Below are 16743 nucleotides of genomic sequence, written 5' to 3'. Positions count from 1 at the left end.
AACAAAAAAGGATACACCATGAAATCTCGTGCTGCGGTCGCATTTGGGCCAGGAGAACCTTTAAAAATTGTTGAAGTTGATGTGATGCCACCAAAAGCTGGTGAAGTGCTAATTAAAATTAGCCACACTGGCGTTTGCCATACCGATGCCTTTACGCTCTCTGGTGATGATCCTGAAGGCGTATTCCCCGCTATTCTTGGCCATGAAGGTGCAGGTATTGTGATCGAAGTCGGTGAGGGTGTCACAAGTGTTAAACCCGGTGATCATGTTATTCCACTCTATACTGCTGAATGCGGTGAATGCCTATTTTGTAAATCAGGTAAAACTAACCTGTGTGTAGCAGTCAGAGCGACACAAGGTAAAGGTGTGATGCCAGATGGTACAACACGTTTTTCTTATAACGGGCAGCCTATTTATCACTATATGGGATGTTCTACTTTTAGCGAATACACCGTCGTCGCTGAAGTTTCTCTTGCAAAAATCAATCCTGAAGCTAACCACGAAGAAGTTTGCTTATTAGGCTGTGGAGTGACAACGGGAATTGGAGCTGTTCACAACACGGCAAAAGTACAAGAAGGTGATTCAGTTGCTGTCTTCGGTTTAGGTGGCATTGGTCTTGCTGTTCTTCAAGGCGCAAGACAAGCCAAAGCCGGTCGTATTTTTGCCATTGATACGAATCCTGAGAAATTTGCATTAGCACGTCAGTTTGGTGCAACAGATTGCTTAAATCCTAATGATTACGATAAGCCTATCCAGCAAGTTCTTGTCGAAATAACCCAATGGGGTGTTGATCATACTTTTGAATGTATCGGCAATGTCAATGTAATGAGAGCTGCATTAGAAAGTGCACATCGTGGTTGGGGTCAGTCTGTCATCATTGGTGTGGCAGGCGCTGGACAAGAAATCTCAACCCGTCCTTTCCAATTAGTGACAGGTCGCTCATGGAAAGGTACTGCTTTTGGTGGTGTAAAAGGCCGTAGTCAATTACCTGGCATGGTTGAAGATGCAATGAAAGGTAATATTGAACTTAAACCTTTTGTTACTCATAAACTTCCATTAGAAAAAATTAATGAAGCTTTTGATTTAATGCACGAAGGTAAATCAATCCGAACTGTTATTCATTTCGATTAATCATCCTCAAGCCTATACCTCATAGGCTTATCTTTGTTTTTAAAGGAGTCAAAATGGAAAGGATTGAACGTCACGCCTGTTTTGGTGGCTGGCAAGAAGTTTATCAACATACATCAAAGGCGTTAAATTGTGAGATGAAATTTGCCATCTATCTTCCGCCTATGGAAAAAGGGCAAAAATCCCCTGTTTTATATTGGTTATCAGGCTTAACCTGCAATGAGCAAAACTTTATTACTAAAGCAGGCGCTCAACAATTTGCATCACAGCATGGCATTATTTTGGTTGTACCAGATACCAGCCCTCGTGGTGAAAATATCACTGATGATAGTGCCTATGATCTAGGGCAAGGTGCGGGTTTTTATCTTAATGCCACCCAATCCCCTTGGAATGATCATTACAAGATGTATGACTATATTGTTGATGAGCTTCCGGCACTGATTGAAACACATTTTCCTGCCACAGAAAAACGCGCGATTAGCGGGCATTCAATGGGAGGACATGGCGCCTTAACAATTGCTTTACGAAATTTGGACCGCTACAGCAGTGTGTCCGCATTTTCTCCCATAGTGGCACCTTCTATTGTTCCTTGGGGCCAAAAGGCGTTTAGCGCTTATTTAGGCGATGATACGACACAATGGCAACAATATGATGCGGTTGAATTAGTTAGCCAAACAGAAAGTGTATTACCTATGCGTGTTGATGTCGGGCTCGATGATCCGTTCTATCAAGAGCAACTTAAACCTGAATTATTCGCGCAAGCTTGTGACAAAAAACAGTTCCCTTATCAATTGAATTTACATCAAGGGTATGATCACAGTTATTATTTTGTCATGAGTTTTATTGGTGAGCATATTGCTTTTCATGCTAAGCACTTAAACGCTTAGCCATAATGCGATGATCTCTCCAAAGAGATCATCGCATTTCTAATTATTTAATACCTAACGCATAACGCAACGCTGCCTCTTTCGCTTTTCCTGCATGTTGAGCTGCTAAAAGGCCGATATTTCTAACGACTTTTAAACCCGGTAGTTGGTGACTAAAGGCGTGATAAAAGACATCCATACCCGCTTGCATAACTAAATTATCAGGCATACGACGACGCTGATATTTTTTCAATAACGCCATTGAATCCCAAGGCTCGAAATGTTTTTTAGCCTCAGCCACTAAGTTCAAGAAACAATCCACATCACGATAACCTAAGTTAACGCCCTGTCCTGCTAATGGATTAATGGTGTGAGCCGCATCTCCCAACAAAATAATGCCTTTATCAACATAACGACTTGCATGTTGACGCGTTAAGGGAAATGAACCCGTAGCAATAGGTGTCGCTTTTCCTAAACGTTCAGGAAAAGCATGTTGAATTTCTTTTTCTAACTGCGCCATTGACATGTTTTGTAGTTTTCTAATTCTGTCAGGCGAGTCATACCAAACTAAACAAGCCCAGTTATCAAAAAGCGGTAAATAGGCGCGTGGCCCTGAAGGATAAAATCGTTGCCACGTTCCCTTTTCTGGAGGTAATTCTGTTTTTACTGTAATCAACATACACGATTGGCGATATTGCCAACCATTGCTACCAATACCTGCAAATTTGCGCACTTGAGAGTTTGCACCATCAGCACCTATCACTAAATTTGTGGTCACCTCCTTACCATCAGAAAGCGTTACTGTCCATTTATCATCTAAATAAGTCATTTTACTTAGACTATTTGGACATAATAAAGTGATATTGCTATAACGTTCAGCCTCTTGCCAAAGCGCTAATTGCAAAATACGGTTTTCAACCATATATCCTAATTCGGGTAGCCCTAAGCTTTTTGCATCAAAAATCACATGGGCGTTTTCTTCTTCCCATGTTTCAAGAGTCAGATAAGGTGCAGAACGCATAGCCAAAACATGTTGCCATGCACCTAGTTGTTTTAATAGACTAACAGACGCACAACTAATCGCAGAAATACGGATATCAGGATGAGATGACGCATCAAAAGGTGCTGGAGACTGTCGCTCAATCATGGCGACACGCAATCCTTCTTGCGCCAGTCCAATTGCAACAGCAGCGCCAATCATTCCGCCACCCGCGATGATTGCATCAAAATCGTTTTTTACATTACTCATCATTGTTATGCCATAACTCATTACTTTAATAATTAGGTAAGCGCTGTTTCAGTTTATTTTGATTAAACTAAACGCCATAAAGAATTAGCACCGACTTACTCTAGTCACTGACCACACAAATGACTACAATAACCGCCTTATTGGCTTATTACACGCAACGTTTTCCAGTGATTAGCTATTGTCTCACTGAAAATACCGGATTTACACAATGTCGACGATAAAAAAACTGTACATTAAAACTTGGGGCTGTCAGATGAATGAGTACGATTCATCCAAAATGGCAGACCTACTCGAAAGCACCCACGGTTATCAGTTAACCGATGTCGCCGAAGATGCGGACATTCTACTGTTAAATACCTGTTCTATCCGTGAGAAAGCACAAGAAAAAGTCTTTCATCAGTTAGGACGTTGGAAATATTTTAAAGATAATAAACCCGATATTATCATTGGCGTCGGTGGCTGTGTTGCCTCTCAAGAAGGTGAATACATCCGTCAACGTGCGCAGTGTGTCGATATTATCTTCGGACCACAAACCTTACACCGTTTACCTGAAATGATTAATCAGGTTAAAGGCACCAAAAGCCCGGTTGTCGATATCAGTTTCCCTGAAATCGAAAAATTTGACCGTTTACCTGAGCCTCGTGCAGAAGGCCCTTCTGCTTTCGTTTCTATCATGGAAGGCTGTAACAAATACTGTTCTTTCTGCGTTGTTCCTTACACTCGAGGTGAAGAAGTCAGCCGCCCTTGTGATGATGTATTATTTGAAATAGCACAGCTAGCCGCTCAAGGTGTACGCGAAGTTAACCTATTAGGTCAGAACGTAAACGCCTATCGTGGTGCCACTTTTGATGGCCAAATTTGTAGCTTTGCTGAGTTAATTCGCTTAGTCGCGGCAATTGATGGTATTGACCGTATTCGCTTTACCACTAGCCACCCTATCGAATTTACTGACGATATTGTTGCTGTATATGAAGATACGCCAGAATTAGTCAGCTATTTACACTTACCTGTGCAAAGTGGTTCTGACCGTATTCTAACATTAATGAAGCGTAACCATACGGCACTTGAATATAAAAGCATCATTCGCAAATTACGCAAAGCACGTCCTGATATTCTGATAAGTTCAGACTTTATCATCGGTTTCCCCGGTGAAACACAAGACGATTTTGAAAAAACCATGCAATTAATTGCTGATGTTAATTTCGATATGAGCTTTAGTTTCATCTATTCAGCACGTCCGGGTACTCCAGCAGCCGACTTACCTGATGACGTTAGCGAAGATGAAAAGAAACAGCGTTTATATCTGCTACAACAGCGCATCAATCAGCAAGCGATGAATTTTAGCCGAGCGATGCTAAACAGTGTGCAACGTATTCTTGTTGAAGGCCCTTCACGTAAAAATGTAATGGAGCTTTCTGGTCGTACTGAAAATAACCGTGTGGTTAACTTTGAAGGTACACCCGATATGATTGGTAAATTCGTTGATGTTGAAATTGTTGACGTTTATGCCAACTCACTACGTGGTAAAGTGGTTAGAACGGAAGATCAAATGGATTTACGTACCCATGAATCACCAGAATCCGTCATTGCACGTACTCGTAAAGAAGATGAATTAGGGGTCGGTGTTTACCAACCTTAATTGATCAGATTTAACAAAAGGATAATCAGTGACAGTAATAGCACATGCACAAGTAGCGACCCAAGAAATTTTCTTAGAGCCAGCTGACAATGCCCGTTTGATGAGTCTATGTGGCCCATTTGACGATAATATTAAGCAACTTGAGCGCCGTTTAGGTATTGAGATTAATCATCGTGATAACCGTTTTAAACTCACGGGAAAATCATTATGTGTCAATGCGGCCGCAGGAATTCTACGTCGCCTGTATGTGGAAACCTCGCCGATGAAAGGCGTGATCCCCGATATCGACCCTGAACAAATTCATCTTGCTATCAAAGAAAGCCGTGTGCTTGAACAAAGTGATGAGCATGTTCCTGAGTTTGGAAAATCGACCAATATTCGAACTAAACGTGGTGTGATAAAACCTCGTACACCAAATCAAGCACAATACATTGCCAATATTCAGACTCATGATATTACGTTTGGTATTGGGCCTGCGGGTACAGGGAAAACTTATCTAGCTGTTGCTGCCGCTGTTGATGCCCTTGAACGCCAAGAAGTGCGTCGTATTTTGTTGACGCGGCCTGCAGTTGAAGCGGGTGAAAAATTAGGTTTTTTACCAGGTGATTTAAGTCAAAAAGTCGATCCCTATTTACGACCACTTTATGATGCGTTATTTGAGATGTTGGGTTTTGAAAAAGTTGAGAAACTAATAGAGCGTAATGTTATTGAAGTTGCACCTCTCGCTTATATGCGTGGACGTACACTCAATGATGCTTTCATCATTCTTGATGAAAGCCAAAACACCACCATTGAACAAATGAAAATGTTCTTAACGCGTATTGGTTTTAACTCTAAAGCCGTGGTCACTGGGGATATAACTCAGATTGACTTGCCAAGAGGCAATAAATCGGGCTTACGTCATGCCATCGAAGTTTTATCAGATGTGAATGATTTAAGTTTTAATTTTTTCCATAGTGAAGATGTTGTTCGTCACCCTGTGGTTGCCAAAATTGTTATCGCTTATGAAGCTTGGGAAACCGAAGACCAAAAACGTCGTCAAGCTATCAAAGCAGAAAAAGAGAAGCTTCAGAGAGAAAATCATGAGTGAAGTTATCCTTGATTTACAAATTGCAAGTGAAAATACGCAAGGGCTTCCGAGTGAAGCCCAATTTATGACATGGCTCGAAGCGGTATTACCACAGTTTCAACCAGTCAGTGAAGTCACTATTCGTATTGTTGATGAAGCAGAAAGTCACGAGCTTAATCTCACTTATCGCGGTAAAGATAGACCCACTAACGTGCTTTCTTTTCCTTTTGAAGCACCGCCTGAAATTGAATTGCCTCTATTAGGTGATTTAATTATTTGTCGCCAGGTGGTAGAAAAGGAAGCGGTTGAACAGAGTAAGACGGTTGAAGAACATTGGGCACACATGGTGATTCATGGTTGCCTACATCTTTTAGGTTATGATCATATAGAAGATGATGAAGCCGAAGAAATGGAAAGTTTAGAAACAGAAATCTTACAAAATTTAGGTTATGCAGATCCCTATTTAATTGAAAAAGAGTAACAGTTATCTTATTTTTATGATAAATATTATATCCAATTAACCATTCAATGAGGAAAAATAGTTAAAACGCCATGAGCGACGACCAATCTTCGAGTAACGATAACCCTGGTCCTAAGAAAGGGTTTCTCACACTGCTTAATCAGTGGTTCCACGGTGAACCTAAAAACCGTGATGATCTGATGGAGCTTATCCGCGATTCTGAACAGAAAGAATTAATTGATCCTGATACCCGCGACATGCTTGAAGGGGTAATGGATATTGCTGAACAGCGCGTTCGGGATATTATGATCCCGCGCTCCCAAATCGTTACACTAAAACGTAATCAAACTCTTGATGAATGTTTAGATGTAATTATTGATTCAGCACATTCCCGTTTCCCAGTCATAAGCGAAGACAAAGATCATATTGAAGGCTTATTGATGGCAAAAGATTTACTGCCATTTATGCGTACTGACGCAGAGCCATTTAGTATGGATAAAGTCTTACGTTCAGCGGTTGTTGTACCTGAAAGTAAACGGGTCGATCGCCTATTAAAAGAGTTCCGCTCACAACGCTATCATATGGCGATTGTAATTGATGAATTCGGAGGTGTATCAGGGCTTGTCACAATTGAAGATATTCTAGAACTTATCGTAGGCGAAATTGAAGATGAGTATGACGATGAGGATGATATTGATATTCGTCCACTAAGTCGCCACGCTTACTCAGTTCGAGCTTTAACCCAGATAGAAGATTTCAATGAAGCGTTCGGTACACATTTCAGCGATGAAGAAGTTGATACTATTGGCGGTTTAGTTATGCAAGCCTTTGGTCACCTTCCTGCTCGTGGTGAAACTATTACTATTGATAATTACCAATTTAAAGTTGTTATGGCAGACAGCCGTAAGATCATTCAGGTTTATGTGCATATCCCCGATGATGCGCCCATTCCTGAACTAGGTAATGATGCATAGGATATCAATGAATAATATCTCTTTCTTAAACCGCCAGTGGGTTCGTGCCCTTCTGGCGGTTTTTTTCGGTGCTATCGGCACATTTGCGTTTTCGCCTTTTGACTTTTGGCCTGCGGCTTTAATTTCACTGCTTGGTCTATTACTGATAATCACACAGCGCACATCTCGACAAGGTGCATTCCTTGGCTTTGCTTGGGGTTTTGGCTTATTTGGTACTGGCGTAAATTGGGTTTATGTCAGCATTGCTGATTTTGGTGGTATGCCGTTTGCAATAAACATCTTTTTAGTGATTTTATTAGCACTCTATTTATCACTCTATACGCTGTTATTTGCAGGCTTACTAAATAGATTTTTTCCAACCCCCACACTATGGCGGTTTGTATTCGCAGCCCCTGCACTATGGCAAATTACAGAGTTTTTAAGGGGTTGGGTATTATCTGGTTTTCCATGGTTACAATTCGGTTACAGCCAAATTGATGGCCCATTAAAAGGTATTGCGCCTATTTTTGGTGTTACCATGATAACACTACTACTTACCGTTATCAGTGGCCTTCTGGCATTTGCACTCTATCGAAAATCAATTTACAGCCTTGTCGTTGCTCTTCTTTTATTAGTATTACCGGTCAGCTTTAAATCTTATCAGTGGTATCAGCCTTTACAGGATGAAACGCAAGAAATTGCATTAATCCAAGGCAATATCGCACAATCATTAAAATGGGAACCGGGCACATTAGAAAGTACGCTAAAAACCTATCTCACCTTAAGTCGCCCTTTTATCGGTAAGGCGAATCTGATTATTTGGCCTGAATCTGCGATCCCTGATGTCGAAATTCAACAACAAGGTTTTTTAGCGGAGCTTGATAAGCAACTAAGAGAGCAAGACACCCATTTAATGACGGGAATTATTGATGCTCGACCAACATTAAAAGGTTATCGTTTCTACAATAGTGTTATCACATTAGGTGAACACTATGCTTATCAATATCCAGCAACGGATCGCTATAATAAACATCACCTTGTTCCTTTTGGTGAGTATGTACCACTAGAATCACTATTACGCCCACTTGCACCTTTCTTTAATTTACCGATGTCATCATTGAGCCAGGGTGAATATGTACAACCTCAGCTTACTGTCAATGATGCCAAAATAACCGCAGCTATTTGCTACGAAATTATTTTAGGTGAACAAGTTCGTGCTAACTTCAAACCTGATACTCGGTTTTTGTTGACGATTTCTAATGATGCTTGGTTTGGTAATTCAATCGGCCCTTGGCAGCATTTCCAAATGGCGAGAATGCGTTCTCTAGAGTTAGGAAGACCCTTATTACGTTCGACAAATAACGGTATTACAGCCTTTATTGCAGCTAATGGTGATGTAATTTCTCAACTTCCTCAATTTGAAGAAGGTGCTTTAGCGGAAAAAATCACACCAACAACAGGATTAACCCCTTATTACAAATGGGGTAATACACCATTGTGGATACTGGTTGGATTATTTTTTATTATCGCCTTTATTAAACGCCGTAATTAAAATGAATAAAGCCCAACCCTATTAAGTTAATATTAATTAGGTTGGGCTTTCTCTAATCGTTATTCCTATTAATATTGTGCCAATACACATAAATACCTCAAAACGCATTACTGCTGAAAAGGCGTTAATGACTCAACATACACAAGAAAAAAAATTAAACACAGACGTAAGAATCTTCTTTATGAGATAATCTATTTTATTGCGAGCTTACCTGGCATCATTTTTTCTTCACTTAAACTCTGATAACCAATTTAAAAAGAAGCCCACCATAAACGTAATTTTAGTCCCCATGAAGAAGACCAACCACTCGTAAAGCCGACCATTTCACCTTTGTAAACAATCACAAATGAAGGTGTAGCACTAATTCCCCACTGCTGCGAAATGTTTCCGCGCTCATCATTAATAACAGGGAAAACAAGGCCTTTAGATTGAATACCGCGCTCTAGCTTTGCACTATCACCAGATCGAATTGCCACTGATGTCACGTTATAACCATCTTGGGCTAACGAATTTACGGTCGGTGTCGTAAATTTACAAACCCCACACCAAGTTGCCCAAAAATAGACTAATAAAGGCTTTTCAGCACTCAATTCTGTCAATGAAACAACTTTATTATCAACCGTATAAAGTTCAGGTAAATTCGTTAAGGAGGGTGGCGTAGGTTGTCGCCACCAATCCATTGCAAAAGAGGCTACAACGAAAATGACCACCAGAACAACCAGCTCTTTACTCCATTTTCGTAAGCGACTATGCATTATTTTTTCACTTTAGCCAGTTGTTCTTTAACAATCACTTCTAGCTGGGCGTAATCTACTGCACCAGGGATAACCATGTCGCCAACAACCGTTGCAGGTGTCCCCTGAATACCTAATTTACGAGAAAGATCTAAATTATTCTGTAACGCTTTTAAGCTGTCATCCGTTAATTTTACTTTGCTTGTATTGGTTGTTTTCATTGCATCATCAATACTTGCATTATCTAGCATTGTTTTCTTCTGCATTAAACGTTGGTGTAACGCTAAGAACGCTTTAGGATCTTCTTTCCATACAGAAAGTACCGCTTGAGATGCTTTCGCAGAACTTTCGCCTTTAAATGGTAATGGTTTAATTACCACAGCAACTTCAGGATAATCTTTTGTGATTTGTTCTAATAATGGATCGAAACGTTTGCAGTAAGGGCAATTATAATCAGTAAAAGAAACCAACACTAACTTAGCGTCTTTTGCACCAATACGAGGACTTGCTGCATCGTTATATAATGCGTCGTGTTCTGCCTTTAAGGCAGTACGAAATTGAGCTTGTTGCTCATCGGCTTTTTGTGCTTGTAATGCAGTAATAGCTTCTTCCAAAATTTCTGGATTTTTGATTAAGGTATCACGAACCAGCGCACGAACTTCTTTTTCCTGATCAGCGCTTAATGCCGCCGCTTGCACATTTGCACCCAAAAGTAATGACGAGATAACCAGTGCAGAAAGTGTTTTTTTCATTATTGGGCTCCTTTAGCCTCTGAAAGAATAGTCAATGTTGAATCTTTATTTAAAAGTGGGGGTAAAACCACGCCATCTTTATGGCAAGGTCCATAAATTTGGTTAAAAGGCACAGCAACTTGACCACGTTGTTTTAAAAACTGGGTGATTTTATCAGAGGGTTTAGTCCAATCCCCCCTTAATGCAACGACATCCGGTGCTGACAATGCCGCCTGAATATCTTCTCGCAATAATACATTGTATTTGTTTGCTTTGCAGGTTACACACCAATCTGCCGTCACATCAACAAATACACGTTTATTATCAGCCAATGCTTGGTGTATTGCTTCTTCAGATAAAGGCTGCCAATTGACTGAATCTTGACCTGTAAATGTATGGCTTTCTGGTTGAGCAACAAAAAAGTAAGTACTTCCCCCTAAAAATAGGGCAATCACCGTAGAAATAAGTACCGTTTTTTTACCATAGTGCCGTGCAATTGCGAGTAATAAAAGCAAAGTAATCGTAATAAAAATACCGGCAACAATAGGCATTCCCAAATGAGGGATTAAAAGTGTAATAAGCCAAATACTAGACAGTAGCATCATAAAGCCTAAAACAACTCTTAGACGATTCATCCATTTTCCGGGTTTTGGTAGCACTTTTGCAACAGATGGGAATACTGCCACTAAGATCCAAGGCAAACTCATTCCTATCCCTAATGCAGTAAAAATAAGCCATAACTCACTTAACGGAGCAATCAGAGCATAAGCGACTGCGGTACCTAAAAATGGTGCGGAACAAGGTGTGGCTAGCAAAGTAGCAAAAGCACCTTCCCAAAAATGACGACCATATCCCTGTCCTCCCGCCGTTGCCATTTTAGTATTCATATTGCTACTTAAACGTAACTCAAATAAACCCAATAAATTAGCTGTAAAAATAGCGGTCACCAACACCATAAACCCAATAAACCAAGGGCTTTGGAACTGAATTCCCCAACCTAAAGCTTCTTGGCTATAACGTAAGCCTGTCATAAATAGAGCAAGTGCCCAAAAAGAAACTAAAATACCTAAAACAGACACCGAAAATTGCTTACGAATAACTCCTTTATCACGATTTTCAAGATGTAAAATCGAACCCAATTTCATCGCGAGCACTGGCAATACGCAAGGCATTAAATTTAGGATCAACCCACCTAATAGTGCAAAAGCAAGAATACTCCATAGTCCAACACTTGAATGAGAAGAAGAAACAGTACCTATTTCTCCCTTCCCTATTGTGTCGTTAACTTGACGAGAAAAACCTTGGTCAGTAATAACAAATGAGAGAGCTTTACCTGAAATATCACCCGCATCATCGCCCCAATCATCAGTCACATCAACAGAGACAATCAAATTATTATCTTTATGATTTAACTTGGGAATACCGTAAAGCATACCTTCTGGAGGATCGAGATAAATATTAGGTTTAACCCAATCTCCTTGCTCTTTTTGTAAAGAGATTGTGAGCTGACTATTATTATAAGCAGAAGAAACCGAAGAGATGAGTCCTGTACCAACAGGGATTTTTGCCATCGCCTGACTATATTGCCATTCAAAATCAGAAGGGGCAGGCTCTGTGAGATCAAAATCTAAAGTGTAGTCCGTTAAAATACAGACATTACTGCATGTTGATAACGTTAAAACACCCGTTAAACGTTCAGCATTAACGGATGTTAATTCAATAGGAAAAGTAACTTGTTTGTCATAGCCTTGAGTGTGAATACCTGCAACATCAAAAGCTGAAGGTGATGGCCAATGCCATATCATCGTACTCACATCTTGTGACCAATTAATTTCAGGTGCAACGCCACCTTCCCCTGGTGAACGCCAATAGGTTTTCCACCCAGATTCAAGTTGTACTTCAAGTAACATTTTCACATCACCCGTTGGTGACTTTTGTGCTGTCGCCCTAACTTGTGCGTGAGAATTATCAGGCATGGCTAACCAGCCTGTATCTGCTGCTTGAGATGGAGATAACGTAAATAGCGTTAATACCAACGCTATAACAAAAGAACGAAACATAACAACTCCCTAAAAATTCCTACAACGCTACACACAAAGCGACGTCCTAAAATAGACGTGCAATTTTTTAGCTAAAAGGAAATTTCTAATCCCTCAAAATACAATAATGAAGGTGAAGTCTTATCGGTGGAGGTGGATGATGGTGTTTTTTTTGGCTACGCTGACGTGAAACATAGATAGCAGCCATACTCAACAATAATAGTACTGCCCATGAATGGAAAAACGGCTCTATGGTTATTGGAGGTACAGATAATAATGATTTAGCACTTAATTCACAGGTAGACAGTGAATAAGTATGTTCTATTGCACTATTCTCATCAGCAATTGGTATTGATAGTGGGTATTGTGTTTGGGAAACAGCCGTTGCTAAGCGCTCACTAATGATGTGGGCACCTAATGAACGCTGAACAATACAACACAATATCAGCAAAACTGTTATCACCACTAGCCAGCGACCTGACCGCCAATTACTCATAGATGTTCCTCATCAATATGACCCGTTATCTTAACGGTAATCTACAGACAAACAACTCCTTAAGACAAACTTTACAAATCCCTACTTATTTTATTTTTTCTATTATCTCAATTTTTCATCTTTAACCTTTATTTCTATAAGGTTTCTACTACAATAATTTTAAATATTGAAAACAACTTCCAAAAAAACAATCAATCATATTTGATTTCATTCTTTTATTGAGAGATACCTCTCGTATTTCACAAATTGCACTTCCCAACAGTATGTTATTTGTTCTATCTATTAACATTATCAAAACAAATTAAAACAAAAAAGCAACACAAAGCAAATCACCAATATCACTTATCACTACGACAGGAGTTATTATGCGCATGCGTAAACTAGCATTATCATTAATGATTTTAGGGGCTGCAGGAGCTGTGCAGGCAGAAGAACTCACTGGAACCTTAAAAAAAATCAATGACAACGATATTATTATCGTCGGGCACCGGGAATCCTCAGTTCCTTTCTCTTACTATGATAATCAACAAAAAGTGGTGGGTTATTCCCAAGATTATTCCAACCTGATTGTACAAGCTGTGAAAGATAAAATAGGCAAACCTAACCTGCAAGTTCGCCTCATTCCTATCACTTCTCAGAATCGTATTCCATTATTACAAAATGGCACCTTTGATTTTGAATGTGGCTCAACAACCAATAATGAAGCTCGCCAGCAACAAGCCAGTTTCTCTAATACTATTTTCATCGTAGGTACACGTTTACTCGCAAAAAAAGACAGTGGAATTAAAGATTTTGCTGATCTATCTGGTAAAAACGTCGTTGTCACCTCAGGAACAACGTCTGAAATATTACTCAACAAACTTAATGATGAGAAAAAAATGAATATGCGCATTATCAGCGCAAAAGATCATGGAGACTCATTCCGTACACTTGAATCAGGACGTGCTGTTGCCTTTATGATGGATGATGCATTACTTGCTGGAGAACGTGCTAAAGCGAAAAAACCAGGTCAATGGGAAATTGTAGGAACCCCACAATCTGAAGAGGCTTATGGCTGTATGTTGCGTAAAGACGATGCCCAATTCAAAGCGTTAATTGATGAGACTATCGCGAATGCACAAAAATCCGGTGAGGCAGAAAAATCATTCAATCGCTGGTTTAACGCCCCTATTCCACCTAAAAACCTTAATCTAGAATTCACTATCTCTGATGAAATGAAAGCCTTATTTGCATCGCCAAATGATAAAGCATTGAATTAAAAATACATACGTAGTTGATACAAACAAATAATTATAAAGTATCTGTTGGACAGACAGATCAGTGAAGTTTGGGGCAGTCGTTCCCTGCCCCTATTTTTCACCGGAGGTGAAATCATGTCGATTGATTGGGATTGGGGGATATTCTTCCAAGAAGCCCCATTCGGAAACACCACATACTTAGGATGGCTGATTTCCGGTTTCCAAGTCACCATTGCCTTATCGTTATGCGCTTGGGTTATTGCCTTTCTTGTTGGTTCTCTATTCGGAATTCTACGGACTGTACCTAATCGTTGGCTTTCTAGCTTAGGCACTGTTTATGTTGAATTATTCCGTAATGTGCCACTTATCGTACAATTCTTTACGTGGTATTTAGTCATCCCTGAACTTTTACCTCAATCTATTGGCGACTGGTTTAAAATGGACTTAGCGCCAAATGTACAATTTTTTGTCTCTTCAGTTCTCTGCTTAGGCTTATTTACTGCGGCACGTATGTGTGAACAAGTCAGAGCAGCAATCAACTCATTACCTCGTGGACAAAAAGCTGCAGGGCTTGCTTTGGGTTTAACCTTACCTCAAACCTATCGTTATGTTTTATTGCCTAATGCTTATCGTGTCATTATTCCCCCCATGACTTCAGAAATGCTTAACCTCGTAAAAAACTCGGCGATTGCCTCTACTATCGGGTTAATTGATATGGCTGCACAAGCAAACAAGCTACTCGATTATTCAGCGAAAGCGTATGAGTCATTCACAGCCATCACTCTTGCCTATGTCTTCATCAACGTCGTCATTATGTTAATAATGCATTGGCTTGAAAAACGCGTTCGCTTACCCGGCACAACAGGAGGTCAATAATGTACGAATTTGACTGGAGTTCCGTTGTTCCAAGCCTACCATTTTTAATCGATGGCATGGCAATCACTTTAAAAATCACTATCACCGCCATTGTGGTTGGTATTTTATGGGGAACGGTGCTTGCTGTTATGCGCCTGTCTACCTTTAAACCAATTAGTTGGTTTGCGGTTGCTTACGTTAATACCTTTCGTTCTATTCCATTAGTCATGGTATTGCTGTGGTTTTATTTAATTGTGCCTAACATATTACAAAATGTTCTAGGGCTTTCACCGAAAAGTGATATCCGTTTAATTTCAGCAATGATAGCGTTTTCTTTATTTGAAGCAGCGTACTACTCTGAAATTATAAGAGCAGGTATTCAAAGTGTGAGTAAAGGACAATTTTCCGCCTCACTTGCATTAGGAATGACCAAATCACAAACAATGCGTTTAGTGATTTTACCTCAAGCATTTAGAGCTATGATCCCGCTTTTACTCACCCAAGGTATTGTCTTATTTCAAGATACATCCTTAGTTTACGTATTAAGCCTCACTGACTTCTTCAGAACGGCGGCAAATATTGGTGAACGAGACGGTACACAAGTTGAGATGATCCTCTTTGCAGGTTTTGTTTATTTTGTCATTAGCTTCGCAGCTTCAATGTTAGTGAACTTTCTTAAAAAAAGGACTACCTAGATGATTTCCCTAAAAGATGTATCAAAATGGTATGGTCAGTTTCAAGTACTGACTGAATGTTCCACTGAAGTTAAAAAGGGGGAAGTTGTTGTTGTCTGTGGGCCTTCAGGTTCAGGTAAATCAACACTGATCAAAACTGTTAATGGCTTAGAACCCATACAACAAGGCGAGATCCTCGTTAATGGAACCCTAGTTAATGATAAGCATACGGATCTTGCCAAATTACGCGCAAAAGTTGGTATGGTGTTTCAACATTTTGAGCTCTTCCCTCACCTCTCTATTATTGAAAATCTTACACTGGCACAAGTCAAAGTACTCAATAGAAATAAAGATGCGGCAAAAGAAAAAGGCTTAAAGTTATTAGAACGTGTTGGCTTATCAAGTCATGCGAATAAATATCCTGCTCAACTTTCTGGTGGCCAACAACAACGTGTCGCAATTGCTCGTGCTTTGTGTATGGATCCTATCGCAATGTTGTTTGATGAACCGACTTCCGCACTTGACCCTGAAATGATAAATGAAGTACTGGATGTTATGGTTGAGCTAGCTAATGAAGGTATGACCATGATGGTAGTAACCCATGAAATGGGATTTGCTAAAAAAGTTGCTGACCGCATTATTTTTATGGATGAAGGACGCATTGTAGAAGATAGACCTAAAAATGATTTTTTTGATAATCCAAAATCAGATCGTGCAAAAGATTTCCTCGCAAAAATTCTACACTAATTATTCACCTCATCATGATTAATATTTGCTGACGTACTTTATGTGCGTCAGCAAACAAACTGATTTAAATAAACCTTGCAACTTAATATCAATTAATTCTTATTTTCCGCAATATCAAAACATTTTCACCAAAAATCACGCATTTATTACACTAAAATAGTGTTTATTTTCAGCATATCTCGCAATTCTCTAGAAAAAGTTAGGCAAACAATGGCTTTCATTAAGAAAGACTGTTGTGGCTATTAGACAAAATCAGCTATGCTATGCGAGTCTTAATTTCATTATAGCGGTTACCCTCCGGTAGCCATTAATT

General features: G+C 39.8%; 16 protein-coding genes. 11 read left to right on the top strand and 5 right to left on the bottom strand.

Features of this window, described 5'->3' with window-relative positions:
• Nucleotides 1-18: 18 nt before the first annotated feature.
• Together GWI97_RS16345 and fghA are read left to right on the top strand one after the other, a co-directional pair.
• Nucleotides 19-1131 carry an S-(hydroxymethyl)glutathione dehydrogenase/class III alcohol dehydrogenase gene (locus tag GWI97_RS16345; RefSeq protein ID WP_036938510.1) on the top strand — a complete coding sequence of 371 codons (1113 nt, stop codon included), beginning with the start codon at nt 19-21 and terminating at the stop codon, nt 1129-1131.
• 53 nt (nt 1132-1184) lie between these two features.
• Entirely contained in the window at nt 1185-2015 is an 831-nt protein-coding gene (gene fghA / locus GWI97_RS16340) for an S-formylglutathione hydrolase (RefSeq protein ID WP_036938513.1), read from the top strand.
• Between the two features lie 43 nt (nt 2016-2058).
• On the opposite strand, the gene ubiF is transcribed toward fghA, so the two are convergent.
• Nucleotides 2059-3246 carry a 3-demethoxyubiquinol 3-hydroxylase gene (gene ubiF, locus GWI97_RS16335; RefSeq protein WP_087802707.1) on the bottom strand — a complete coding sequence of 396 codons (1188 nt, stop codon included), beginning with the start codon at nt 3244-3246 and terminating at the stop codon, nt 2059-2061.
• 205 nt (nt 3247-3451) lie between these two features.
• On the opposite strand from ubiF, the gene miaB reads away from it, so the two are divergent.
• The 5 genes from miaB to lnt all read left to right on the top strand — a co-directional run bounded on the left by miaB (nt 3452) and on the right by lnt (nt 8916).
• Nucleotides 3452-4882, top strand: a complete 1431-nt coding sequence (gene miaB / locus GWI97_RS16330) for a tRNA (N6-isopentenyl adenosine(37)-C2)-methylthiotransferase MiaB (protein ID WP_036938517.1) — start codon at nt 3452-3454, stop codon at nt 4880-4882.
• Between the two features lie 28 nt (nt 4883-4910).
• The gene (locus tag GWI97_RS16325; protein WP_036938520.1) at nt 4911-5972 is read left to right on the top strand and encodes a PhoH family protein; all 1062 of its coding nucleotides are present in this window, start codon (nt 4911-4913) and stop codon (nt 5970-5972) included.
• Nucleotides 5965-6432: an rRNA maturation RNase YbeY gene (ybeY, locus tag GWI97_RS16320; RefSeq protein WP_036938524.1), complete on the top strand. Its 468-nt coding sequence runs from the start codon at nt 5965-5967 to the stop codon at nt 6430-6432. The genes GWI97_RS16325 and ybeY overlap by 8 nt, the downstream gene beginning before the upstream one ends.
• Before the next feature lie 71 nt (nt 6433-6503).
• On the top strand, nt 6504-7385 hold the full coding sequence (gene corC / locus GWI97_RS16315; protein WP_023581153.1) for a CNNM family magnesium/cobalt transport protein CorC: 882 nt from the start codon (nt 6504-6506) through the stop codon (nt 7383-7385).
• 7 nt (nt 7386-7392) lie between these two features.
• Complete coding sequence (gene lnt / locus GWI97_RS16310; protein ID WP_087802713.1) at nt 7393-8916, top strand: apolipoprotein N-acyltransferase; 1524 nt, start codon at nt 7393-7395, stop codon at nt 8914-8916.
• A gap of 251 nt (nt 8917-9167) precedes the next feature.
• On the opposite strand, the gene GWI97_RS16305 is transcribed toward lnt, so the two are convergent.
• The 4 genes from GWI97_RS16305 to GWI97_RS16290 form a co-directional block, all read right to left on the bottom strand.
• Nucleotides 9168-9671 carry a protein disulfide oxidoreductase gene (locus GWI97_RS16305; protein ID WP_036938532.1) on the bottom strand — a complete coding sequence of 168 codons (504 nt, stop codon included), beginning with the start codon at nt 9669-9671 and terminating at the stop codon, nt 9168-9170.
• Nucleotides 9671-10402 (bottom strand): DsbA family protein, encoded by a 732-nt coding sequence (locus GWI97_RS16300; protein ID WP_036938535.1) that lies wholly within the window; start codon nt 10400-10402, stop codon nt 9671-9673. The genes GWI97_RS16305 and GWI97_RS16300 overlap by 1 nt, the downstream gene beginning before the upstream one ends.
• Nucleotides 10402-12441 (bottom strand): protein-disulfide reductase DsbD family protein, encoded by a 2040-nt coding sequence (locus tag GWI97_RS16295; RefSeq protein ID WP_087802716.1) that lies wholly within the window; start codon nt 12439-12441, stop codon nt 10402-10404. Before GWI97_RS16295 ends, GWI97_RS16300 begins: the two co-directional genes overlap by 1 nt.
• An 85-nt stretch (nt 12442-12526) precedes the next feature.
• On the bottom strand, nt 12527-12916 hold the full coding sequence (locus GWI97_RS16290; protein WP_036938541.1) for a hypothetical protein: 390 nt from the start codon (nt 12914-12916) through the stop codon (nt 12527-12529).
• A gap of 365 nt (nt 12917-13281) precedes the next feature.
• Between GWI97_RS16290 and GWI97_RS16285 the strand changes: the two genes are divergently transcribed.
• From GWI97_RS16285 to GWI97_RS16270, 4 genes are all read left to right on the top strand, one after another.
• Nucleotides 13282-14175 (top strand): amino acid ABC transporter substrate-binding protein, encoded by an 894-nt coding sequence (locus GWI97_RS16285; RefSeq protein ID WP_036938544.1) that lies wholly within the window; start codon nt 13282-13284, stop codon nt 14173-14175.
• 114 nt (nt 14176-14289) lie between these two features.
• A complete protein-coding gene (locus tag GWI97_RS16280; RefSeq protein ID WP_036938546.1) occupies nt 14290-15030 on the top strand; it encodes an amino acid ABC transporter permease in 741 nt (246 codons plus the stop codon).
• On the top strand, nt 15030-15704 hold the full coding sequence (gene gltK / locus GWI97_RS16275; RefSeq protein WP_036938549.1) for a glutamate/aspartate ABC transporter permease GltK: 675 nt from the start codon (nt 15030-15032) through the stop codon (nt 15702-15704). Before GWI97_RS16280 ends, gltK begins: the two co-directional genes overlap by 1 nt.
• Entirely contained in the window at nt 15705-16430 is a 726-nt protein-coding gene (locus GWI97_RS16270; protein ID WP_087802719.1) for an amino acid ABC transporter ATP-binding protein, read from the top strand. It abuts the gene before it with no gap.
• Nucleotides 16431-16743 lie beyond the last annotated feature (313 nt).

Origin of the sequence: Proteus sp. G2300, from assembly GCF_009915965.1 — a bacterium.
Taxonomy (GTDB): Bacteria; Pseudomonadota; Gammaproteobacteria; order Enterobacterales; family Enterobacteriaceae; genus Proteus; species Proteus vulgaris.
Note: the sequence above shows the minus strand (reverse complement) of the source record. Positions and strands in the feature narration are given on the sequence as shown.